The sequence below is a fragment of the Streptomyces sp. NPDC057302 genome, from assembly GCF_042667685.1.
GTDB lineage: Bacteria > Actinomycetota > Actinomycetes > Streptomycetales > Streptomycetaceae > Streptomyces.
This window is the reverse complement of sequence record NZ_JBHUZJ010000003.1, coordinates 169810-191042: the sequence shown is the minus strand read 5'-3', so window position 1 is coordinate 191042 and position 21233 is coordinate 169810. Positions and strand designations below refer to the sequence as shown.

Annotated in this window: 17 protein-coding genes; 7 read left to right on the top strand and 10 right to left on the bottom strand. The window is 70.2% G+C overall.

What is annotated here, in order from left to right; all coding sequences use genetic code 11:
- Positions 1-86 precede the first annotated feature (86 nt).
- Positions 87-1646: an APC family permease gene (locus ACFUPX_RS03975; protein WP_383315461.1), complete on the top strand. Its 1560-nt coding sequence runs from the start codon at positions 87-89 to the stop codon at positions 1644-1646.
- Between the two features lie 12 nt (positions 1647-1658).
- Here ACFUPX_RS03975 and ACFUPX_RS03970 read toward each other — a convergent pair whose 3' ends face one another.
- The 3 genes from ACFUPX_RS03970 to ACFUPX_RS03960 all read right to left on the bottom strand — a co-directional run bounded on the left by ACFUPX_RS03970 (position 1659) and on the right by ACFUPX_RS03960 (position 4123).
- Complete coding sequence (locus ACFUPX_RS03970) at positions 1659-3200, bottom strand: CehA/McbA family metallohydrolase (RefSeq protein WP_383315458.1); 1542 nt, start codon at positions 3198-3200, stop codon at positions 1659-1661.
- A gap of 90 nt (positions 3201-3290) precedes the next feature.
- A complete protein-coding gene (locus ACFUPX_RS03965) occupies positions 3291-3620 on the bottom strand; it encodes a hypothetical protein (protein ID WP_383315455.1) in 330 nt (109 codons plus the stop codon).
- 86 nt (positions 3621-3706) lie between these two features.
- Positions 3707-4123 carry an ankyrin repeat domain-containing protein gene (locus tag ACFUPX_RS03960; RefSeq protein ID WP_383315451.1) on the bottom strand — a complete coding sequence of 139 codons (417 nt, stop codon included), beginning with the start codon at positions 4121-4123 and terminating at the stop codon, positions 3707-3709.
- 132 nt (positions 4124-4255) lie between these two features.
- On the opposite strand from ACFUPX_RS03960, the gene ACFUPX_RS03955 reads away from it, so the two are divergent.
- From ACFUPX_RS03955 to ACFUPX_RS03945, 3 genes are all read left to right on the top strand, one after another.
- The gene (locus ACFUPX_RS03955) at positions 4256-4795 is read left to right on the top strand and encodes a hypothetical protein (protein WP_383315448.1); all 540 of its coding nucleotides are present in this window, start codon (positions 4256-4258) and stop codon (positions 4793-4795) included.
- An 83-nt stretch (positions 4796-4878) separates the two neighbouring features.
- The gene (locus ACFUPX_RS03950; protein ID WP_383315445.1) at positions 4879-5781 is read left to right on the top strand and encodes an LLM class F420-dependent oxidoreductase; all 903 of its coding nucleotides are present in this window, start codon (positions 4879-4881) and stop codon (positions 5779-5781) included.
- Between the two features lie 36 nt (positions 5782-5817).
- The gene (locus ACFUPX_RS03945; RefSeq protein ID WP_383315442.1) at positions 5818-8430 is read left to right on the top strand and encodes a bifunctional FO biosynthesis protein CofGH; all 2613 of its coding nucleotides are present in this window, start codon (positions 5818-5820) and stop codon (positions 8428-8430) included.
- Positions 8431-8479: 49 nt separating this feature from the next.
- Here ACFUPX_RS03945 and ACFUPX_RS03940 read toward each other — a convergent pair whose 3' ends face one another.
- Positions 8480-9886 (bottom strand): FG-GAP-like repeat-containing protein, encoded by a 1407-nt coding sequence (locus ACFUPX_RS03940; RefSeq protein WP_383315439.1) that lies wholly within the window; start codon positions 9884-9886, stop codon positions 8480-8482.
- A 145-nt stretch (positions 9887-10031) separates the two neighbouring features.
- Positions 10032-10505: a hypothetical protein gene (locus ACFUPX_RS03935; RefSeq protein ID WP_383315435.1), complete on the bottom strand. Its 474-nt coding sequence runs from the start codon at positions 10503-10505 to the stop codon at positions 10032-10034.
- A 195-nt stretch (positions 10506-10700) separates the two neighbouring features.
- On the opposite strand from ACFUPX_RS03935, the gene ACFUPX_RS03930 reads away from it, so the two are divergent.
- Positions 10701-11819, top strand: coding sequence for an ADP-ribosylglycohydrolase family protein (locus ACFUPX_RS03930; protein ID WP_383315432.1), 1119 nt, complete (start codon positions 10701-10703; stop codon positions 11817-11819).
- A 100-nt stretch (positions 11820-11919) separates the two neighbouring features.
- Here ACFUPX_RS03930 and ACFUPX_RS03925 read toward each other — a convergent pair whose 3' ends face one another.
- Positions 11920-13497, bottom strand: a complete 1578-nt coding sequence (locus tag ACFUPX_RS03925; protein WP_383315429.1) for a sodium:solute symporter family protein — start codon at positions 13495-13497, stop codon at positions 11920-11922.
- Between the two features lie 304 nt (positions 13498-13801).
- Positions 13802-14590, bottom strand: a complete 789-nt coding sequence (locus ACFUPX_RS03920) for an SDR family oxidoreductase (RefSeq protein WP_383315426.1) — start codon at positions 14588-14590, stop codon at positions 13802-13804.
- Positions 14591-14679: 89 nt separating this feature from the next.
- On the opposite strand from ACFUPX_RS03920, the gene ACFUPX_RS03915 reads away from it, so the two are divergent.
- Positions 14680-15519 carry a hypothetical protein gene (locus ACFUPX_RS03915; protein WP_383315422.1) on the top strand — a complete coding sequence of 280 codons (840 nt, stop codon included), beginning with the start codon at positions 14680-14682 and terminating at the stop codon, positions 15517-15519.
- Between the two features lie 151 nt (positions 15520-15670).
- Here the strand turns inward: ACFUPX_RS03915 and ACFUPX_RS03910 are convergent, their stop codons facing one another.
- The 3 genes from ACFUPX_RS03910 to ACFUPX_RS03900 all read right to left on the bottom strand — a co-directional run bounded on the left by ACFUPX_RS03910 (position 15671) and on the right by ACFUPX_RS03900 (position 18150).
- Positions 15671-15880, bottom strand: a complete 210-nt coding sequence (locus ACFUPX_RS03910) for a DUF397 domain-containing protein (protein ID WP_383315419.1) — start codon at positions 15878-15880, stop codon at positions 15671-15673.
- 228 nt (positions 15881-16108) lie between these two features.
- On the bottom strand, positions 16109-16966 hold the full coding sequence (locus tag ACFUPX_RS03905; protein WP_249589348.1) for a helix-turn-helix transcriptional regulator: 858 nt from the start codon (positions 16964-16966) through the stop codon (positions 16109-16111).
- 401 nt (positions 16967-17367) lie between these two features.
- On the bottom strand, positions 17368-18150 hold the full coding sequence (locus tag ACFUPX_RS03900; protein ID WP_383315415.1) for a GPP34 family phosphoprotein: 783 nt from the start codon (positions 18148-18150) through the stop codon (positions 17368-17370).
- Positions 18151-18294: 144 nt separating this feature from the next.
- On the opposite strand from ACFUPX_RS03900, the gene ACFUPX_RS03895 reads away from it, so the two are divergent.
- A complete protein-coding gene (locus tag ACFUPX_RS03895; protein ID WP_383315412.1) occupies positions 18295-21081 on the top strand; it encodes a D-alanyl-D-alanine carboxypeptidase in 2787 nt (928 codons plus the stop codon).
- Positions 21082-21233 lie beyond the last annotated feature (152 nt).

Sequence of the window (21233 nt, the reverse complement as noted above, 5' to 3'; positions counted from 1 at the left end):
GCCCCGATTCGCCCATCGATTGCAAGCTGTTAGATCCGGATCTTTGGCCTCCGCATGTGGAAACCGCAGCCCTTAACGTCCTGTTCATGACCCAGTTGGACGTACGGCCGCAGGCCGGAGACACGGTAAGCGGCGCCCCCGACGGGGGCGTGCGCGCCAAAGGCCTCGGTGGGAACTCCGTCGGGCTCATGGGCAGCGCGGTCATCGGCATCTCCACCGTCGCCCCCGTCTACTGCCTGACGTCGACCCTCGGCTCCACGGCCGGCGAGGTCGGCCTCGCCATGCCCGCGGTCTTCCTCGCGGGCTTCCTGCCGATGCTCCTGGTGGCCTTCGCCTACCGCGAGCTCAACAAGGCCATGCCGGACTGCGGCACCTCGTTCACCTGGACGGTCAAGGCCTTCGGGCCCCGGATCGGCTGGATGTGCGGCTGGGGCCTGGTCATCGCCACGATCATCGTCCTGTCGAACCTGGCGGGCGTCGCGACCTCGTACTTCTGGCTCCTGGCCGGAGAGATCACGGGCAACGCATCGGTGGCGGCCCTCGACGACGACAAGGCCGTCCACATCCTCACCTGCCTCGCCTTGATCGCCGCCGCGACGGCGATCAGCTACCGGGGCATGACGGCCACCAAGGGCGTGCAGTACGCCCTGGTGGGGCTCCAGCTCGTGGTCCTCGCGGTCTTCGTGGTGATGGCCTTCCAGAAGGCGGGCAGCGCGGAGTTCCCCCTGTCGCAGGACTTCTCCTGGTCGTGGCTGAACCCGTTCGCCGTGAAGTCGTTCTCGTCCTTCACCGCGGGCCTCTCGCTCGCGATCTTCATCTACTGGGGCTGGGACGCCTGCCTGGCGGCCAACGAGGAGACGACCGGCAGCGACAAGACGCCCGGCCGCGCCGCGCTCATCGCGATGGTCGTGCTCGTCGGCTCCTACCTCGCCACGGCCGTCGCCGCGCAGATGGTGGTGGGCGCGGGCACCAAGGGCCTTGGCCTCGCCAACCCCGACACCTCCGACAACGTCTTCGCCGTCCTGGCCGGCCCCGTGATGGGCCCGACCCTGGGCATCCTGCTCTTCGTCGCGGTCCTCGCCTCGGCGGCCGCGAGCCTCCAGACGACGTTCATCCCGGTGGCCCGCACGGTCCTGGCCATGTCGTCCTACGAGGCTCTGCCGCCCTCCTTCGCACGCGTCCACCCGCGCTTCAAGACCCCGGGCCGCGCGACCGTCACCGCGGGCGTCGCGACCGCCGTCTTCTACACGGTCATGACGCTGGTCTCCGAGCACGTCCTGGTCGACACGATCTACGCGCTCGGCCTCATGATCTGCTTCTACTACGCGCTGACGGCCTTCGCCTGCACCTGGTACTTCCGCCGGGAGCTCTTCGCCTCCGTCCGGGACTTCGTCTTCAAGGCCCTGCTCCCGGTCCTCGGCGGCGTCCTGCTGACCGGTGTCTTCGCCAAGACCCTGATCGACATGTGGAACCCCGCCTACGGCAGCGGCTCCTCCGTCTTCGGCGTCGGCTCGGTCTTCGTGATCGGCGTGGGCCTGCTGCTGCTCGGCGTGGTGATCATGCTGGTGATGAGCCGCAGGAGCCCGGCGTTCTTCCGGGGCGAGGTCCTGAAGCGGGACACGCCCGCGCTCATCGTCGCGGACTGAACCGCTCCCGGCTCAGCTCCGGCCCAGGAACACCGGGTTCGTGAAGGCCGCCAGCGGGCCCGGAAGTCCGGGCGTCACCGCCGGGTGGCGGACCTCGGCCCGTACATAGGCCGCGTACGAAGGCGTCGTACGCCACTGGGCCGTCCCGGACCCGGAGTCGGGCAGCACCGGCGCGGTGAACAGGACGCCCTGGTCCGTCACGAAGCGGATCGTGCAGCCGGGGGCGCCCGTGACGTCCAGGCGCACCGTCACCGGGGCGTCCTGCTCGACGTAGAGACGCTCGCCGATGCCCGCCTGCTTGCCCTTGCCGCCGGTGGCCGTGAACTTCAGCGTGACGTCCTTGTTCTCGGCGACGTAGCTGTGGCCCGCGCGGATGCCCGCCTGGATGGCCTCGCGGGAGAGGTCGTCGGCGAGGACCACCGTCTGCGGGGTGCCGATGGGGTCGGGATCGCGGTGGGCGTCGCTGTTGCCCATGGCGGGGATCCAGGGCCTGCGGCCCCGCACGGAGGCGACGAGCATGCCGTCCCAGTCGGCGAGGGAGACCTCGTCGTCCGGGGTGTACGCGCCGTTCCACACCTCCACGGCGTCCGCCTCACCGAAGCCGAACTTCCAGTTGCAGCCGATGCAGGTGGCGTGCGGATGGGCGGGGACGACGAGCCCGCCGGCGTCGCGGACCTCGCGGGCGTACTTGCCGAAGCGGTTGTCGCGGGCGCGGTAGCGCCAGTCGATGAACGTGCCCGGGTCCGTGCCGAGCGCGACCACGTGGCCGTTGCGTGTGGTGATCTCCTCGCCCAGCATGATCAGCAGGTCGTCACCGGCCTGGTCGGCCCAATGGGGGTGCGAGGAGTGCGTGTTGTGGTCGGAGGAGTTGATGAAGTCCAGCCCCGCCGCGCGTGCGAGGGCCGCGATCTCGGCCGGGGTGCGCCTGCCGTCCGAGTGCCAGGAGTGCAGGTGGCAGTCGCCGCGGTACCAGGAGCGGCCCCGCCCCTTCGTGCGCTCCGGCGGGTATGCGGGCCGGGGTGTCCTGCCGGGCGCCCCGTACTTGAGGGTGATCGTCACCTCGTAGGGGAGGCCCTCCGGGGCGACCGTGTACGGGCCGAGCGCGATGTTCCAGGTGCCCGCCTTGACCGGTCCGGGGATGTAGCCGGGGGTCGCCTCGTCGGCGCGGATGAAGAACTCCGTGCGCGCGCCGCCCGACCAGCCCCGGAAGCCCTTGCCGCCGAGAGCGGTGCCGCGCTGGTCGAAGACGCCGATGTCGAGCGCGTTGCCCTGCGTGCCCGCCGGGACCGTGACCTTCTCGTAGGTGTACGAGACGTGGATCTCCCGTACGCCGTCGGGCACTTCGACCGGCAGGTACACGAAGTCGGGTGACCCGGTGGGCAGCGTCCCGCGCACCACCTTGGTCTCGTCGCCACTTCCGGGTGCGCGCCCTGCGGCGCTCGCGAAGCTCACGCTGTTCAACGTAAGCGCGGCGGCGGCTCCCGTCACGAGCAGACCGCGCCGGTTCAGGGGCGTGTCGACCGCTCTGGCCCGGTGGTGTTCGTCCTCGCACATGTGTCGGCTCCCCAGGGTGTCGGAAGGGACTGCAGGGCAACCCTGGTATTGAGCCGTGAACTCCGCGGCAAGGGAAGGCAATTGACAGACTTACGGGCGGTGACGGGCTTTGCGCACGCGGCGCAGGGCGATGATGATGATCGCGATGACGGCGATGATCCCGATGATCAGCCCGGCTCCGCCCTTGGACTTCTTCTTCTTTTTCTTCTTGGGCTTGGACTGCGCCTCGTCGGCCGCCTTGGTGTCCGTCCTGGCGGCAGTGGCTCCCGTCAGCTGCGCCGCCGAAGCAGCCGCTGTCGAGGTCGACGCCGACGCCGAAACCGCCGAGGTCCGCGCGGTGGCCGCGTACGCCCCCGCGGAGGCCGTGCCCCCCAGCAGCGCCCCGAGCAGCAGCAGTACGGTCGCGAAACGAAGCCGCATGATGAAATCCCCCGATTCCCCTGTTTCCCCGGATTTCCCCGATTCCGCCGGGCATGGCGGATCCTAGGGCAAGGCGGGCCCCGCGCCTAGGCGCTCGCCCCCGCCGCACGAAGCGTGGCGGCGGTCTCCGTGTGGCCCCCCTGCGTCGCCCAGCTCAGCGGGGAGTTGCCCGTGCCGTGGTCCTCGCGGAGGTTGGGGTCCGCGCCGTGGGCGAGGAGTTCGCGCACGGCGTCGGTGTGGCCCCAGCACGCGGCCCCGCACAGGGGCGTGCCCTGGTCGCCGTGGCCGCTCTCCCTGTCGGGATCGGCGCCCGCCTCCAGGAGGGCCCTGACGGCGGGGGCCGTGCCGTGGACGGAAGCGCCGTACAGCGGGGTCGTGCCGTCGGGATCAGGGGTCCGCGGGTCCGCGCCCGCCCGCAGCAGCGCCCTCACCTCGGTGGTCAGGCCCAGCCCCGCCGCCTGGACCAGGCGTTGCTTCTGCTTCTTGCGGCGACGTCTGCTCATGGACGGCAGGGTAGTTCGGCGGGAGCGCGGGGTGGTCGGATTTTCGGCTCCCCCGTGCGGCGGAGGCGTGCGCGGACTGATCGGCCCCCGCGCCGATGTGACGGGCCCGGCCCCGCGGCCAGCATGGCTGCCATGTTGAAGATGAGCGCACTGCCGGACGTCCCCCGCTGGGCCGTGATCGCCGCCCACGCCGTTCCCCTGGCCACGCTTCCCTCGGGCCTGTGGCGCGTCGCCCTGGTCGCCGGGCTCCCGGTGGCGGACGAGTCCGTCAAAGGCTGGGGCGAGATGGTCTACGTCCTGGGGCTCAGCGTCGTCTCCGAGTGCCTCGCCCTGCTGACGCTGGGCCTGGTGCGGGGCTGGGGCGAAGTCGTCCCGGGGTGGATACCGCTGCTCGGCGGGCGCCGGGTGCGGCCCCTCGCCGCCGTGGTGCCCGCGCTGCTCGGCGCGCTGGGCCTCTTCGGGCTCATGGGGTGGTCCGCGTACGCGCACTACGCGGGCCTGGGGTCCGGCGTCACGGACGATCCCGTCAAGCAGGCCGTCCTGGTGGCCTGTTACGTGCCGCTCCTCCTGTGGGCCCCGCTGCTCGTCGCGGTGGCGCTCGCCTATCACCGCCGGCGCAAGGGACACACGGGCGCGGCATGGACTCCTGCGCCGCTGACGGCTAGTAAGTGATCCCCGCTCCCGTACGGGGAGGACCCACGGGAGCGGCCCGGCGACGCACGACGACCTACGACGACGTGACCGGAGGCCACCACATGCGAGTTGCCGCCACCCTCTACCTCACCGACGAGACCATCACCCCGACCCGGCTGGCCCGTGAGCTGGAGCAGCGAGGCTTCGCGGCGCTCTACCTCCCCGAGCACACCCACATCCCCGTCTCCCGCGAGACCCCCTACCCCGGCGGCGAACTCCCGCCCGAGTGCGCCCGCATGCTCAGCCCCTTCGTCGCCCTCGCCCAGGCCGCCGCCGTCACCGACCGGCTCGGGCTCGGCACGAACATCACGCTCGTCGGGCAGCACGACCCCATCGACCTGGCCAAGCAGATCGCGACCCTGGACCACCTCTGCGGCGGCCGTCTCACCCTGGGCATCGGCTACGGCTGGAACAAGGAGGAGGCCGCCGACCACGGCGTCGCGTGGCGGACACGGCGCGCGCTGGTGCGGGACCGGATGGCGGTCATGCGGGCGCTGTGGGCCGAGCGGCCGACCGCGTACGAGGGCGAGTTCGGGAGCGTACGCGCCAGCGACGTCCACCCGAAGCCGGCGCGTGCGCCGCGCCCGCGCAAGGAGGGCCCGCTGTACGGGCCCCGCACCCTCGTCGGCGGCGGCGCGGGCCCCAAGCTGTTCGCGCACATCGCGGAGTACGCCGACGGCTGGCTGCCCATCGGCGGCGGCGGGCTGCGGGAGACGCTGCCCGCCCTGCGCGCCGCCTGGGCGGAGGCGGGACGCGACCCGGCGGGCCCGTACGTGGCGCTCTCCGCCGTCGAGCCGACCGAGGGCAAGCTCGCCCACTACGAAGACCTCGGCGTGGACGAGGTCGTCGTACAGCTTCCCGCGGGCGGGGAGACGGAGGTGCTCCGGGTGCTCGACGGGTTCCAGCGGTACGTGCCCCGCACACCCGCCGCCGGTGGAGAGGACCGAAGCAGCACTGACCTGTAGCTGTTTCTGTGGGAGGTCGCTCGTATGCTCGGACGCATGACCAACAGCGCGCCGCAGGACAAAGCACCCCAGGGGCCCACCGCCAATGCCATGCGCCGCGCCCTCAAACGGGCCAGGGACGGCGTCGCACTCGACACCGCCGAGGCCGCCGTGCTGCTCCAGGCGCGGGGCGAGGACCTGACGGACCTCGCCGCGTCGGCCGCGCGGGTGCGTGACGCGGGGCTCGCGGCGGCGGGGCGGCCCGGCGTCATCACGTACTCGAAGAGCGTCTTCATCCCGCTGACCCGCCTGTGCCGGGACAAGTGCCACTACTGCACGTTCGTGACCGTCCCCGGCAAGCTGCGGCGCGAGGGGCACGGGATGTTCATGTCCCCGGACGAGGTCCTGGACATCGCGCGGCGCGGCGCCGAACTCGGCTGCAAGGAAGCCCTGATCACCCTCGGGGACAAGCCCGAGGACCGCTGGCCGGAGGCGCGCGAGTGGCTGGAGGCGGAGGGGTACGACGACACGATCGCCTACGTGCGTGCCATCTCGATCCGCATCCTGGAGGAGACGGGCCTGCTCCCGCACCTCAACCCCGGCGTGATGACCTGGACCGACTTCCAGCGGCTCAAGCCGGTCGCGCCGTCCATGGGCATGATGCTGGAGACCACCGCCGAGCGGCTGTGGAGCGAGCCGGGCATGCCGCACTACGGCTCCCCGGACAAGGAACCGGCCGTGCGGCTGCGGGTGTTGGAGGACGCGGGCCGCTCGTCCGTGCCCTTCACCAGCGGGCTGCTCATCGGGATCGGTGAGACGTACGAGGAGCGGGCCGACTCGCTGTTCGCGCTGCGTCGCGTCTCGCGTTCTTACCACGGCATCCAGGAACTGATCATCCAGAACTTCCGCGCCAAGCCGGACACGGCGATGCGCGGCATGCCCGACGCCCAGCTGGACGACCTGGTCGCGACGGTGGCCGTGGCCCGGCACATCATGGGTCCTTCGGGCTGCATCCAGGCCCCGCCGAACCTGGTCGACGGGGAGTACACGCGCCTGATCGGCGCGGGCATCGACGACTGGGGCGGCGTATCCCCGGTCACGATCGACCACGTGAACCCGGAGAAGCCCTGGCCGCAGCTGAGCGAGCTCGCCGAGCAGTCGGCGGCGGCGGGCTTCCGCCTGGAGGAACGGCTCTGTGTCTACCCGGAGTTCGTACAGCGCGGCGAGCCCTGGCTCGACCCGCGCCTCCTGCCGCACGTGCGCGCACTGGTCGACCCGGAGACGGGCCTCGCGAACCCCGACGCCCGGCCGAGCGGCCTGCCCTGGCAGGAGCCCGACGAGGGGTACGTCGCCTCCTCGGGCCGCACGGACCTGCACCGCACGATCGACACGACGGGACGCACGTCCGACCGCCGCGAGGACTTCGACGAGGTGTACGGCGACTGGGAGGCCCTGCGCGAGCAGGCGGCGCCCGGCATGGTGCCGTCCCGGATCGACGGGGACGTCCGCTCGGCCCTCGCGACGGCCGCCGACGACCCGACGCGCCTGACGGACGAGCAGGCGCTCGCCCTCCTCCACGCGGACGGGCCCGCGCTCGACGCGCTGTGCTCCATCGCCGACGACGTCCGCAAGTCCATGGTCGGCGACGACGTCACGTACATCGTCACGCGGAACATCAACTTCACGAACGTCTGCTACACCGGCTGCCGCTTCTGCGCCTTCGCCCAGCGCCGCACCGACGCCGACGCGTACACGCTCTCCCTGGACCAGGTCGCGGACCGGGCCGCACAGGCGTGGGAGGTCGGCGCGACCGAGGTGTGCATGCAGGGCGGCATCCACCCGGACCTGCCCGGCAGCGCGTACTTCGACATCGCGCGGGCGGTGAAGGAGCGCGTGCCGGGCATGCACGTGCACGCCTTCTCGCCGATGGAGGTCGTGAACGGCGCGACGCGGACCGCCATGTCGATACGGGACTGGCTCAGCGCGGCCAAGGACGCGGGCCTGGACTCGATCCCCGGCACGGCGGCGGAGATCCTCGACGACGAGGTGCGCTGGATCCTGACCAAGGGCAAGCTGCCGACGGCGACCTGGATCGAGGTCGTGAAGACGGCCCACGAGCTGGGCATCCGCTCCTCGTCCACGATGATGTACGGGCACGTGGACCAGCCCAGGCACTGGCTCGGCCACTTCCGCACCCTTGCCGCCATGCAGCAGGACGCGCTGGCCAAGGGGGTGGAGGGCTTCACGGAGTTCGTGACGCTGCCCTTCATCCACACGAACGCGCCGGTGTATCTGGCGGGCATCGCCCGTCCGGGCCCGACGACCCGCGACAACCGCGCGGTGGTGGCCATGGCCAGGCTCCTGCTGCACCCGCACATCCCGAACATCCAGACCAGCTGGGTGAAGCTGGGCACGGAGGGGGCGGCGGAGATGCTGCGCTCGGGCGCGAACGACCTGGGCGGGACGCTGATGGAGGAGACCATCTCCCGGATGGCGGGCTCCAGTTACGGCTCGTACCGCTCGGTCAAGGACCTCGTCGCGATCGCGGAGGAGGCCGGGCGTCCGGCGAAACCACGGACGACGCTGTACGGAGAGGTGCCGCTGGAGCGCCAGGAGGCGGCCGCCGCTTCGGACGGCCACCTCCCGGAACTGCTGCCGGTGCTCGACTAGGGGCTCTCGGGGGTCAGGAGCCCCTGGTCGGAGTCCGCACGGGCAGGGGTCAGCCGGTGATCCCGGAGCCGAAGCGGGCCCCGGCCTCCGGGGTGCCCAGCGAGGACGGGCTGAACGACGTGATGCCGGTCGTCGTCAGGCCCGTCTTGGCGCCGCGGAACAGCCAGGCGGCGCCGGAGTCCTTGGTCGTGCCGTCTTCCTGCGGCACGCCCACGCTCAGGTCGGCGAGGCCGTCCTTGTTCACGTCGTTGAGCTGGACCTCCTCGCCGAAGTAGTCGCCCTTCTCCGAGACGCCGGGGACGGCTGCCGTGTCCTGGTTGAAGGCCTGGGCGCCGGTGCCGGTCAGGCCGTTCGCGCCGCCCTTGAGCAGGACGACCGCGCCGGCGTCGGCGACGTTGCCGAGGTTCTCGCCGGGCACGCCGACAACGATGTCCGCGTAGCCGTCGCCGGTGACGTCGCCCGAGGCCAGGGAGTAGCCGAACTGGTCGCCGTACTCGGGACCGTTGATCTCCGCGGCCTCACTGGCACCGGGGACGCCCGCGGTGTCCTGGTCGATCTTCGCGGTGCGGGTGGAGAAGCCGGACTTGGAGCCGTATATGACCCGGATCGCGCCCGCGTCGTAGACCTGGGTCTCGGAGACCTCGTCGACCTCGTGGGCCACCAGGTCGCCGTACCCGTCCTTGTCGACGTCGGCGATGACGCCGTTCGTCGTGAACTTCTTGGTCGGCGTCGACGTCTTGGAGAGGCCGTCCTTGCTGCCCTTCCACAGGCGCGAGGAGTGCTGCATCTCCTCCATGGCGTGGCCGGTGACGAGGTCGTCGGCGCCGTCGCCGGTGACGTCGCCCACGATCAGATCCTGCGGGCCGTCGTCGCCGTTCTCGACGGACGAGGTGGAGGCGGGCTTCCCGTCGCGGGTGAAGGGGCCGTAGCGCACCTCCATCTTGTCCTGGGCGCTGGTGACGAGGTCGGTCTTGCCGTCGCCGTTGAAGTCGCCGGCCTTCAGCTGGTCCGTGTAATCGCCCACCAGCGGGCCGCCCTTGGTCAGGCCGTCCGCGGAACCCCAGACCACGCCGTCGACCTTGCCGTTGTGCACGACGAGGTCGGTGTATCCGTCGCCGTCGAGGTCACCGGTGGTGGACGAGCCGAAGCCGCCGTTGTCCTCGGGGTCGGCGGGTACGCCGGGGGTGGTGCGGTCGATCTGCTTGGCGTGCGTGGTGTCGGCGCCGGACGCCGAGCCGTACACGACCGAGACGTAGCCCGCGCCCTTCGCGCCGTCGACGGTGCCGCCGGGCGCGGAGACGGCGAGGTCGGCGTAGCCGTCGTGGTTGAAGTCGGTCACCGGCTTGCTCGCGGCGGCCGCGGCGGGCGCGGCGGCGGCGGAACCCGCGGTGGCCACGACGGCGAACGGGGTCGCGAGTGTGGCGACGGCGACGGCGGCAATGAGTGAACGGCGCACTGGTCCTCCTGTGGGGAAACTGCGTGTGACACCAGAGGAGACAGTGGCCTTGGGCAAGTGGTTGTAGGCCGCAGGTTCATCGTTACGACGCCCGGACATTTCCGTTACAGATACCGGCGTTCAACTCTTGTTCCAGTTACGGAAGTTAGCGCCCGTCCTTCAGGCCCGCCTGGCAGCCGCGTATCCAGTCGCTCCGGTACTTCGGGGGAAGGCTGCCGGTGTACTGGGGCGTGGAGGCGTAGCTGCCGCACATCTCCAAGTAGTCCACTTCACCGGGCTTACCCACCGTGCGGGCGGTGATGGTGAGTGTGTCCGTCGGTATCTCGGCCCCGAAACTCTGGATGCCGGACGGGTGGGGCTGTTTCGTCGGCGTCGACGGTGACGGCGTGGGTTCCGCGGTCGGCGTGGGCGTGGGGGAGGGCGTCGTCGCCGGGTCGGGAGCTGCCTCCGTACGGTCCTTCACCCACGCATAGCCCTGGTCATACGCCTCCGTCGCCTTCGGGTCGTCCCGGGCGGGGAAGGCCGCGGACCGCAGGACGATCGTGGCGCCGGCCGAGACGGTGACGGCGGCGGCCAGGGCCAGCAGCGCGACGCGGGGCTTGAGCTTGGGCTTGGGCATCGTGACAGCCTTCCACAGCAGGCCGCCCCACCAGCGAGGGTCGGATGAAAAGCCCTGGTGAAGGCCGGTCAAAAGTGATCTGAAGGGCGACTCCTTAGATATCGCATCGCCCCTGAACCGACCGTTCCTGGTCGATTACAGTGCTGCGCAGAACGTGCGCAGCGGGTGCGCGGGCGGGCCAGGAGAGGAGGTGCCGTGAGCACCGCAGCAGCCACCGGAGTCTGGGGGCGCGTCGAGCAGCAGGACTTCCGCAGCCGGGTTCGCGGCACGCTGCTCGGAGCCGCCGTCGGGGACGCGCTCGGGGCGCCCGTCGACGGGCTGAGCCTGGACGAGATACGCGAGGCCCACGGCGCCGAAGGGCTGACCGACCCCGCCCCCGCCCACGGCAGACGCGGAGCCGTCACCGCCGCCACCCAGCTCACCCTCTTCACCGTCGACGGACTCATACGCGCCCAGGTGCGCCGCGACACCGGCGCCTGGCACCCGCCCACCGATCTGCACCGCGCCTACCGCCGCTGGGCGGCCACCCAGAGCGACTGGGGCCCCGACGAGCGGCGCAAGGAAGACGGTTGGCTGGCCCGCGAGGAGTGGCTCTACTCGCGTCGCTCGCCCGCCCGCGCCTGCCTGGTCGGGCTCGGGGACGACAACATGGGGACGCTCGAAACCCCCAAGAACCCCGAAGCCAAGGGGGCCGAGGCCGTCACCCGGTCCGCACCCTTCGGGCTCCTGGTCGGGTGGGAGCCGCAGCTGGTGCTCCAACTGGCCGTGGAGTGCGCCGTGCAGACGCACGGCCACCCCACCGCCTATCTCGCGGCCGGCGCGCACACCATCCTCGTGCACGGCCTCGCCCGCGGGGAGTCCCTGGACGGGGCCATCCAGCGGGCGCTGGCGCTCCTCGCCTCCCGGCCCGGCCACCAGCCGGTCACCGATGCGCTGAAGCACGCCCTGGGGGCCGTACGGCAGGGGATGCCCACGCCCTCCCGGGTGGAGGAGCTGGTGGCGGACGGGGGAGCCGACGGCGCGCTTGCCGCCGCCGTGTACTGCGCTCTCGTGGGCGAGGACATCCGCCACGGCCTGCGCCTCGCCGTCAATCACGGGGGAGCGTCGTCCGCCGCGGGCGGCCTGTGCGGGGCGCTGCTCGGCGCGCTGCACGGCGAGACCGCGCTGCCGCCGGGCTGGCTCACCGAGCTGGAGGGGCGGCCGACGATCCTGGAGCTGGCGGACGACTTCGCCATGGAGATGACGCAGGGGCCCGCGCTGCACGGGCCCGCCGTCTCCTCGCCGGGGTGGCTGGCGCGTTACCCACGGGCGTGAACAGGAACGCGTGAACAGGAACGCGTGAACAGGAACGCCGGGCAGGCTGTGTGCGACAGCCTGCCCGGCGCTCGCGTACGGACTCCGCGGAACCGGTGAGCTACGGCAACCGGCCCTGGGGGGTGACCACTCCGTCGGTCTCCTCCGCCTGGGGCGGGACGACCGCCGCACCGGCGGAGCCGTCGTCGTCGGTGTTGATCTTCTCGATGATCGCGTCCCGCTCCGGGGTGTCCTCCGGCTTCAGGTAGCCGACCAGGATGTAGAGGATGAGCGAGACCGCCAGCGGGATCGAGACCTGGTACTCCAGGGGCACTCCGCCCTCGACGTTCCAGTTGATCGGGTAGTTGACGAGCCAGAAGGCCAGCAGACCCATCGACCAGCTGGTCAGCGCCGCGGTCGGACCCGACTTGCGGAACGTGCGCAGCAGACCCAGCATCATCGGGATCGCGATCGGGCCCATCAGACCGGCCACCCACTTGATGACGACCGTGATGATGTCCTTGAACGCGGGGGAGTTGACCTGCGTGGCCACCGCCATGGAGAGGCCGAGGAAGATCACCGTCGTCAGCCGTGCCGCGATCAGGCCCTTGCGGTCGTTCCAGCCCCTGGCCGCCTTGGACATCACCGGCGCCACGTCCCGGGTGAAGACCGCGGCGATCGCGTTCGCGTCCGAGGAGCACATGGCCATCGTGTGGGAGAAGAAGCCGACGATGACGAGCCCCAGCAGGCCGTGCGGGAGGAGCTGTTCGGTCATCAGGGCGTACGAGTCCGAGCCGTCGGGCTTCTGTGCGTCCACCAGGAGCGGGGACATCCACATCGGGAAGAAGAGGACGACCGGCCACACCAGCCACAGGATCGCCGAGAGCCGGGCCGAGCGCGCGGCCTCGCGGGGGCTCGACGTGGCCATGTAGCGCTGGGCCTGGTTGAGCATGCCGCCGTTGTACTCGAAGAGCTTGATGAAGAGGAACGCCAGCAGGAAGATCGTTCCGTACGGGCCGACGAGCGGCTTTCCGTGCCCCGCGAGTGCGGGCTCGTCCCAGACGCCGAAGAAGCCGCCGTGGTCGCCGAGCTTGGAGACCACCGCCACGAACATCGCGACACCGGCCAGGAGCTGGATGATGAACTGGCCGAGCTCGGTGAGCGCGTCGGCCCACAGGCCGCCGATGGTGCAGTAGACGGCGGTGATCACGCCGGTGATCAGGATGCCCTGGTTGATCGAGATGCCGGTGAAGACGGACAGGAGCGTGGAGATGGCGGCCCACTTGGCGGCCACGTCCACGATCTTCAGGAGCATTCCGGACCAGGCGAGCGCCTGCTGGGTCTTCAGGTTGTAGCGGTTCTTGAGGTATTCGAGCGGCGACGCCACGTGCAGCCGTGAGCGCAGCCGGTTGATGCGGGGCGCGAAGAGCTTCGAGCCGATCGCGATGCCGAGGGCGATCGGGAACGACCAGGTGATGAAGGACGTGACGCCGTAGGTGTACGCGATGCCCGCGTACCCGGTGAACATCACCGCGCTGTAGCCGGACATGTGGTGCGAGATGCCGGACAGCCACCAGGGCATCTTGCCGCCCGCGGTGAAGAAGTCGCTCACGTTGTCCACGCGCTTGTGGGACCAGACGCCGATCGCGACCATGATGCCGAAGTAGCCGATGAGCACGGCCCAGTCGAGACTGTTCATGTGCCCCCTCCAGGGGTCCGCCTTGTGAACTGCGCTGAAATGCCGTGCACTTCGCCAGTTTCGTGTCATAAGGGACGTGGGCGGCCTTGAAGTGCCCGCTCATGGTGGGTTCGGGCGGACGCTGCGGACAACCGCCCGTGAGGTCAAGAGCGAGTAAAATCGTTCTGTTTGCTGACCTGTGTTCACATCCTTGATTATGGGCGGCAGGTCGACGAGGTGTCGGAAGCACACAAAAGCGGCTGTACAGGACCCAAGTCCTGTACAGCCGCCGGCTGTTCCTCTTCGTGCTGCTGCGGCGGCGTGCCTACCGCATCAGCTCACCCGCGTTCACCAGAAGCGACTGTCCCGTGATCGCCCGCGCCCGGTCCGACGCCAGGAACACCGCCGCGTCGGCCACGTCCCCGTCCGTCGCCAGGTCGGGCAGCGCCATCCGGTCCGCGAGGCGCCCCCGCACCTCGTCCTCCGGCACCCCTTCGGTGTGCGCGGTGAACTGGACGTACGCCTCGACCGGCGGACCCCACATCCAGCCGGGGAGGACGGTGTTGACCCGGATCCGGTCCGGTCCCACCTCGTGCGCGAGCGAGTACATCGCCGACGTCAGCGCGCCCTTCGACGCCGCGTACGCCGCCTGCCGCACCTGCGAGGGCGAGGCGACGGCCGACTGCGTCCCGATGAAGACCACCGAGCCGCCCCGCTCCTTGAGCGCGGGCAGGCAGGCCCGCGTCATCCGCAGCGTGCCGAGCAGATTCACGTCGATCACCTGCGCCCACGTCGCGAAGTCCGCGTCCTGCACGCCCCCGAAGTAGCTGTCCCAGGCGGCCACATGGACCACCGCGTCGATCCCGCCGAAGCGCTCGCGCGCCAGACCGGCCAGGGCCTCGCACTGGGTCTCGTCGGTGATGTCGGTCGCGCGGTACGCGGTCCGCTCGCCCTCGGGGTCGATCTCCGCGGCCGACTTGGCGAGGTTCGCCTCCGTACGCGCCCCGAGGACGGCGTGGCCGCCGTCGCGCACCACGGCGGCCGCCACCTGGTGGCCGAGACCGGCACCGACCCCCGAGACGACGACGGTCTTTCCTTCGAGGAGCGAGCGCATGGGGCGCCTCCCGGCTCTGGCAGTTTTGCTGACGGGGCGTCAGAGTATGGGCGTCCACCGGAGGAAGGAAGAGGGGGAAGGGGAGAGGTATGAGTGACGACACCCGCAGCGAGGCCTACGGCGAGCTGGCGGCCGTCGGGCCCTACGGCGTGCGGCCCGGCCACGCCCTGATCACCATGGTCGAGCCGCACCCGGGCCATGAGTACGCGTACAACCGCTGGTACGAGGACGACCACTACTACGCCGGCGCGATGGCCATGCCCTGGATGTACGCGGGCCGCCGCTGGGTCGCTCCCCGGGAGCTGCAACTCCTGCGGCTGCCGGAGAAGTCGGCCGTCGCCCAGCCCGTGACCGCGGGCTGCTACCTCTCCACGTACTGGGTCACCGAGGGCCGCTACGACGAGCACATGAAGTGGACCGTCGGCATCAACAAGCGCCTCAACCGCGACGGCCGCGTCTACCAGGACCGCACGCACGTGTTCACCGCCTTCCAGGACCACGAGGCGACCGTCTACCGGGACGGGGCGGCGGGACCCCGCGACTTCCACGCGCTCGACCACCCCTACCAGGGTCTCGTCCTGGAGGTCATCGACGCCGAGTCGGCCGGGCAGCGGGAGGAACTCCTCGAGTGGCTGCGGGCCAAGCAGCTGCCGCGCGCGCTCGCCGGTTCGCCCGCCGCGATGGTCACCATCTTCCGGCCGACTCCGCTGCCGGGGGACAAGATGACGTACGTGAAGCAGGTCGAGGGAGTCGATACGCGGCTGACGCTGCTCTGGTTCCTCCAGGCCGATCCGCGGGAGTGCTGGCAGGAGCACTTCGCCGGGCGGGGAGACGCGGTGGCGGAGTCGGGCCTGGGGCGGGTGGAGCTGGTGGCGCCGTTCCTTCCCACAGTGCCGGGAACGGACCAGTACGTGGATCAACTGCGATAGAGCGCAGAAAAAAGAGCGATCAACCGCGATAAAGGCCGAGCCCCCTCGGCCGGGACGGCGGGCCAGTCGAGAGGGCTCAATCGGTTCTGCTTATGCGGTTGTTGATCTCTCGCTGATCCTGTGGTGACACTGATGCGTGAGCGGACGACTATCAGCCGAGGTGTGAAGTCTCCCGGCCGACCTCGGAGACGAACGCGCGCCATGAGTCCGAGGGGAAGGCGAGGACGGGGCCCTCGGTGACCTTCGAGTCCCGCACCGCGATCGCGCTGGAGAGAGGGGACTTGACCTCGACACACGCGCCGTTTCCCGTGGAATACGAGGACTTGACCCACGTAGTCGTAGCGCCCTGAAGAATTGCCATGGTTACTCCGGTTTGCCCAGTTGTTGAGTTGCGGTCACCGCTAAGTGCGGTTGCGCCAACGGATGTTGCTCGTTGGCGTGAATGACGCTACTCGCCAACATCGTCGAGTGAAGGGAGCGTTCACTCGACCGGATGGCATATTCCATGGGGGTCTTCCGCCTCGCCGATGCCAAGGTGTACCGTGCGGCGCTCTTGCTCGCGAGGGCGGTCGTATACGCGATATGTGATCTAGCGTGCGTACTCTTTCGCGATGTCTGCGATGAGTTGGCGTGATTGGTCCACGTTCAGGGCCTGTGCCCGCAAATGCTCGTACATCACGCTGTACTGCTGGACGTCGTTCGCTTTCTCCAGATAGAGATCGCTCGTGACGCCCTCGATGTAGACGACGCTGGAATCCGCGGCGTCCGGGAATTCGAGGATCGCGTACTGACCGTTGAGACCGGGGTGCGCGCCCATCTCGAAGGGAATCACCTGGACGGTCACGTGCGGCAGTTGGGACTGCTCCACGAGGTGCTCCAGCTGGTCGCGCATGAGATGCCGGGAGCCGACCACGCGGCGCAGCGCGGACTCGTCGAGGACGGTCCACAGGCGCAGCGGATTCTCCGGCGCGCTGATGCGCTCCTGGCGGCGGACGCGGACCTGGACGCGCTTCTCGATGTCCGTCGGCGTGGTCTCCGGCAGGGCGCCGGTGATGAGTGCTTCCGCGTACGGACGGGTCTGGAGCAGGCCGGGGACGACCTGCGGGTCGTACACGCGCAGGGACGCGGCATCCGTCTCCAGACCGATGTAGACGCTGTACGGGATGTCGCCGAAGGAGTGCCACCAGCCCTGCTGGCGCGAGTCCTTGGCCATTTGCATGAGCGAGTCGACGATGCGGTGGTCCTCGACCTCGTAGACCCCGCAGAGATCGCGCACATCGCGCTGGCTGATCGAACGGCGGCCGTTCTCGAGGCGGCTGATCTTCGACTGCGAGACCAGCAGGCGCTCGGCGACCTCCTCGGCCGTCATGCCCTTGAGCTCGCGGAGCCTGCGGAGCTCCTGGCCCAACCGGCGTCGCCTGACGGTGGGATTGACACTGGACGCCACGGACGTGCACCTCCGACTACATGCCTCTACTTTACGTATCTGCTGTTCAGCAGAGTGCCACCAACGCGTCGCGCACCGCTGGGAAACAGCCGATGTGAAGTGCGAAGTGCAATGCGACGCGAGGGCGGACGTTTTCCGTGAGGACTGGTGGTGCGAGGGGTGCGGCCCGACTGCGCGGCGCCAAGATGTGCGGCCGCGCGGGGCGGTGGTACCGGTGTCGTCGTCCGGACGGTCCGGTGCCGTTGCCCCGCGCGGCCCAGCGGCTCCCGAACCGGGTCTGGGGGACTGCGGTGCGGCGTTGCTGTTACCGATGCTGCGGTGAGTCTGCACTGCGGTACTGAAGGTTGAGTCTCTGCTGCGGTGAGTCCTTTACTGCGGTGCGTGCGTCGATCCGGACCGGCTCAGTGGGCCACGGCACGTGCCATGGATCCGCGGCGCGGCTGCATCGGAACCCCGCCGGGTTCCGGCGCGGTCCTGGCCGGCTGTCGGCCACCGCCCGGTCCGCCAGGCCCGCCCGGTCCACCCGGTCCCGCTGGGGCCGGGCTGCGGCGTGGCTGAGCGGCCACACCGTTCTGGACGTCCATCACGGCGTGCGCCACGAGGCCGCCCATCGGGTCGTGCCTGATCAGGTCCCGGAGACGGGAGCGCGATGAACGCCCCTCGTTGCCGGGGTACAGGTGCTTGCCGAGCCCCACTGCGTGAGCGAGCGCGGCGAGCGCCGCGGTCCGCGGGTCCGGCGGTACGCCGGTGCGGATCGCACTGTCCAGCCGGGACCTGATGTCCCGGCTGATTGCCGTGTCCGTCGCTTGGTAGCGAGTCGTCGGCAGCACTCCGCACATCTGGCCCGATACGGCATGCACCATGCCGCACCGCTCCAGGTGCGCGAGGTAAATCTGGCGCAGCCCCAGTCGGGGCCCGCCAATCCAGTGGACTGCCCGAACCGGGCTGCCGCGCCTGCGCAGCAGTTCCAGTGCGGAGTCCAGAGTCGGATCTCCGGTCGGCCGTGGCATCACCACGGCGATACGATCCCCGTCTGGGGCTATCCGTCCGGCCAGCGCCAGCTCCACTAGCTGTGCTCCGGCCAGACCGAGGTCGAGCGACTGCGGCTGCGCTGTGGTACCCGTGGCCGGGTCCAAAGCGAGCAGCAGAAGCTCCTCCGGAATCGTTCTGCGGCTCTTGCCCATCCATGCCTCCCCGCGTGGATGAATGACAGGGTGACCCCTCTCACATTGGTCTGTCGAGAGTGCGTGACCGGTAAGTACGGGAACCAGTAGGTATGTCGTTCTCGTCTACCACGGGGGTTAAGCCCCCACACAGGACACTGGTACATGGTTCGGACAGCGGGTCCGGCCATGTTTTGGCGCAACGGCAACGCGAGCGGCATGGCGTACGAGGAGGCATCGGTGGCGGGCGAGACCCCCGACAGGTCGAAGCAGCGGAAGTCGTCGGGGAAACCGACTGGGGCAGAACCGTCCGTACCGGCACCCGAGGAACGCGACCCGCGCCTGGCGGTGGCCCGCGAGGTCCCCGCGGCGCGCGAGGAGACTCGGGACGAGCGGCGGGACGAGCCGCGGCAGGACACGGCGACGGCGGTCTTCTCGACGAAGGCGGTGACCTCCGAGGTCTCCGCGGCGGATTCAGAGGGCGCTGAGGGCTCCGAGGAGCCTGAGGGCCCCGCTGGGGCCGAACCCAAGGGCGACGCGCGGCTGCGGGCCGCTGTGGCGGCGTGGGTGGCCTCGGCGGACGAGGAGGACTCCAAGGCCGCGGAGGGCGGGAAGTCCGCGGAGGAGGCGGCTGAGCCCGGCGAGGAGGCTGCCTCTGACGTCGGCTCTGACGCTGAGGAGAGCTCCTCGGACGGCTCCGGGGCTGCGTCTGTGGATGCGGATGCGGATGCGGAGCCGGATGTGGCTTCGGCTTCGGCTGAGGAGAGCGCTGCCGCCGACGAGGAACGTTCCTCCGAGGCTGAGCAGGGCGCGGCTGACGACGAGGCTCCGGCTGCCGAGGAGGCCGACGTCACCGACGTAGCCGACGAGCCTGCGGTCGCGGACGCTGACGCTGACGCTGACGCTGACGGTGACTCCGGCGACGACGAGACCGAGGCGGAGACCGAGGCAGAGGCAGAGGCAGAGGCAGAGGCAGAGGCAGAGGCAGAGGCGGAAGCCGAAACCGAGGCCGCGGCCGAAGCCGAAGCCGAAACCGAGGCGGAGCCCGAGCCCGAGCCCGAAGCAGAGGCCCCCGAGCCCTCGACCCCCTCCGGCGGAGTCGACCAGGCCACCGCCGTCTTCAAGGCGTTGCCCCCGAAGGCCGTCGACCAGCCGACCACGATGCTCAAGCTGAGCGACCATCAGCCCAAGGGCAAGGGCAAGGGCAAGGGCAAGGGAACCACCGGGCCCGAGGACGAGCCCCAGGACAAGGTCGCCGACAAGGCTGAAGACAAGTCCCAGGCAAAGCCCCAGGCAAAGCCCCAGGACAAATCCGAGAGCAAGGCCGACGGCACGGCGGAAGCAAAGCCCGCCACCAAGCCCACCACCACGCCCTCTGCCGAGCCCACCGACAAAACCTCTGCAAACCCCGAAGCAAAGTCCGCAGCAAAGCCCTCCGTAAAGCCGGAAAACGAGGCCGAGCGCACCAGTAAGTTCGTCGCGCTCAAGCCCCTGGACGCCACCGCCGCCCCCAGCGGCGCGCTGCCCCCGGCGAAGGAGACCCCCGCGGCCAAGGCGCCCCCCGGGCCCCCCGCAGCCCCCGCGGCCAAGGCGCCCAAGCCCGAGAAGGGCAACGTAGGCCCCGAGCGCACCACCCAGCAGCCGCTCCCTCCGAGGCCGCCGCTCGACCTCCTCGCCGAGCTGACCAACACTCCGCCGCCGCCCGAGACCCGGGTCCGCACCACCGTGCGGAGGGTCAAGATCTGGACGCCGCTGGTGCTGCTCATGGTGGTCGTCTTTGCGGTCGTGCAGGCAGTGCGTCCGCTGCCGACGCCTACCCTCGCGCTCACCGCGAAGGAGACCGTCACCTTCGAGGGCGGCAAGCCGTCCATGCCGTGGCCGGGCAAGGGCCAGGCCGCGATGGACGTCAACGGCATCGGGTCGTTCGGCACGTCCGGCGACCAGAAGCCCGTGCCGATCGCGAGCATCGCCAAGGTCATGACGGTCTATCTCGTCCTGCGTGACCACCCGCTGAAGAAGGGCGGCAACCCCGGCCCGAACATCCCGGTCGACGCCGCCGCGGCGAAGCACTACGAGACGGGCAAGGCCGGGAACGAGTCGGTCGTCAAGGTCACCGAGGGCCAGAAGATCAGGGAGTACGAGGCGCTGCAGGCGGTCATGCTGCCGTCCGCGAACAACATCGCCAAGCTGCTCGCCCGTTGGGACACCGGGAGCGATTCCGAGGACGAGTTCGTCGCGAAGATGAACAAGACCGCCAAGGAACTCGGCATGAAGAACACCCACTACACGGACCCGAGCGGCCTGGACAAGACGACCGTCTCGACCGCCGAGGACCTCGTGAAGCTGGGCCGGGCCGCGATGGAGGACCCGGTCTTCAACGAGATCTCCCGCCAGCCCAGCTACAAGGACCTCAACGGCGACAAGCAGAACAACTTCTTCGGGCTCGTCCCGACGGTGGCCATCGGCATCAAGACCGGCACCACCACCGCTGCGGGAGGCAACATCCTCTTCGCCGCGGAGAAGAAGATCGGCGGCCAGACCCGGACGATCATCGGTGCCGCTCTCGGCCAGTACGGGGAGAACGGCGTGGCCAACATCGACGCGGTCACCGGGGTCACCCGCAAGCTCATCGAGGCGGGCCAGGGCGCGCTGACCGCCAAGAAGATCGTGAAGAAGGGCGATGTCGTCGGCCAGGTCGACGACGGTCTGGGCGGCACGACCCCGGTCGTCGCCACCAAGGACGTCGCGGCGGCGGGCTGGTCGGGCCTGACCGTGAAGCTGAAGCTGGGCGAGGAGGCGGGCAAGACGATTCCGCACTCGGCGAAGGCCGGCACCGAAGTGGGCGTGCTGAGCGTCGGCGACGGCAAGGAGGGCGCCGTCGAGGTGCCCGTCGCGCTCCAGGAGGACCTCGCCGAGCCGGGCTTCGCGGCCAAGCTCAAGCGCGTCGGCTGAGGTGTAGGCGGCACGAAGCGACAGCAGTACGAAGCAGCAGGCGTGGGCGCAGGCGCGAGCCGCCGCCCGCGCCTGCTCTCCCCGGGCCGTGCGTGCTAGCGTCGCAAGCTCGGGGGAAGTATGCCGGGGCTGGGTGACGGGGTTTCCGGGAC

What these genes read in the sequence shown, in the direction of transcription:
- ACFUPX_RS03910 (WP_383315419.1), bottom strand. Translation starts at nt 15,880, where the DNA reads ATGGCAATTCTTCAGGGCGCTACGACTACGTGGGTCAAGTCCTCGTAT.
- ACFUPX_RS03935 (WP_383315435.1), bottom strand. Translation starts at nt 10,505, where the DNA reads ATGCCCAAGCCCAAGCTCAAGCCCCGCGTCGCGCTGCTGGCCCTGGCC.
- ACFUPX_RS03945 (WP_383315442.1), top strand. Translation starts at nt 5,818, where the DNA reads ATGACCAACAGCGCGCCGCAGGACAAAGCACCCCAGGGGCCCACCGCC.
- ACFUPX_RS03900 (WP_383315415.1), bottom strand. Translation starts at nt 18,150, where the DNA reads ATGGGCAAGAGCCGCAGAACGATTCCGGAGGAGCTTCTGCTGCTCGCT.
- ACFUPX_RS03920 (WP_383315426.1), bottom strand. Translation starts at nt 14,590, where the DNA reads ATGCGCTCGCTCCTCGAAGGAAAGACCGTCGTCGTCTCGGGGGTCGGT.
- ACFUPX_RS03955 (WP_383315448.1), top strand. Translation starts at nt 4,256, where the DNA reads ATGTTGAAGATGAGCGCACTGCCGGACGTCCCCCGCTGGGCCGTGATC.
- ACFUPX_RS03950 (WP_383315445.1), top strand. Translation starts at nt 4,879, where the DNA reads ATGCGAGTTGCCGCCACCCTCTACCTCACCGACGAGACCATCACCCCG.
- ACFUPX_RS03915 (WP_383315422.1), top strand. Translation starts at nt 14,680, where the DNA reads ATGAGTGACGACACCCGCAGCGAGGCCTACGGCGAGCTGGCGGCCGTC.
- ACFUPX_RS03960 (WP_383315451.1), bottom strand. Translation starts at nt 4,123, where the DNA reads ATGAGCAGACGTCGCCGCAAGAAGCAGAAGCAACGCCTGGTCCAGGCG.
- ACFUPX_RS03975 (WP_383315461.1), top strand. Translation starts at nt 87, where the DNA reads ATGACCCAGTTGGACGTACGGCCGCAGGCCGGAGACACGGTAAGCGGC.
- ACFUPX_RS03970 (WP_383315458.1), bottom strand. Translation starts at nt 3,200, where the DNA reads ATGTGCGAGGACGAACACCACCGGGCCAGAGCGGTCGACACGCCCCTG.
- ACFUPX_RS03895 (WP_383315412.1), top strand. Translation starts at nt 18,295, where the DNA reads ATGGTTCGGACAGCGGGTCCGGCCATGTTTTGGCGCAACGGCAACGCG.
- ACFUPX_RS03925 (WP_383315429.1), bottom strand. Translation starts at nt 13,497, where the DNA reads ATGAACAGTCTCGACTGGGCCGTGCTCATCGGCTACTTCGGCATCATG.
- ACFUPX_RS03965 (WP_383315455.1), bottom strand. Translation starts at nt 3,620, where the DNA reads ATGCGGCTTCGTTTCGCGACCGTACTGCTGCTGCTCGGGGCGCTGCTG.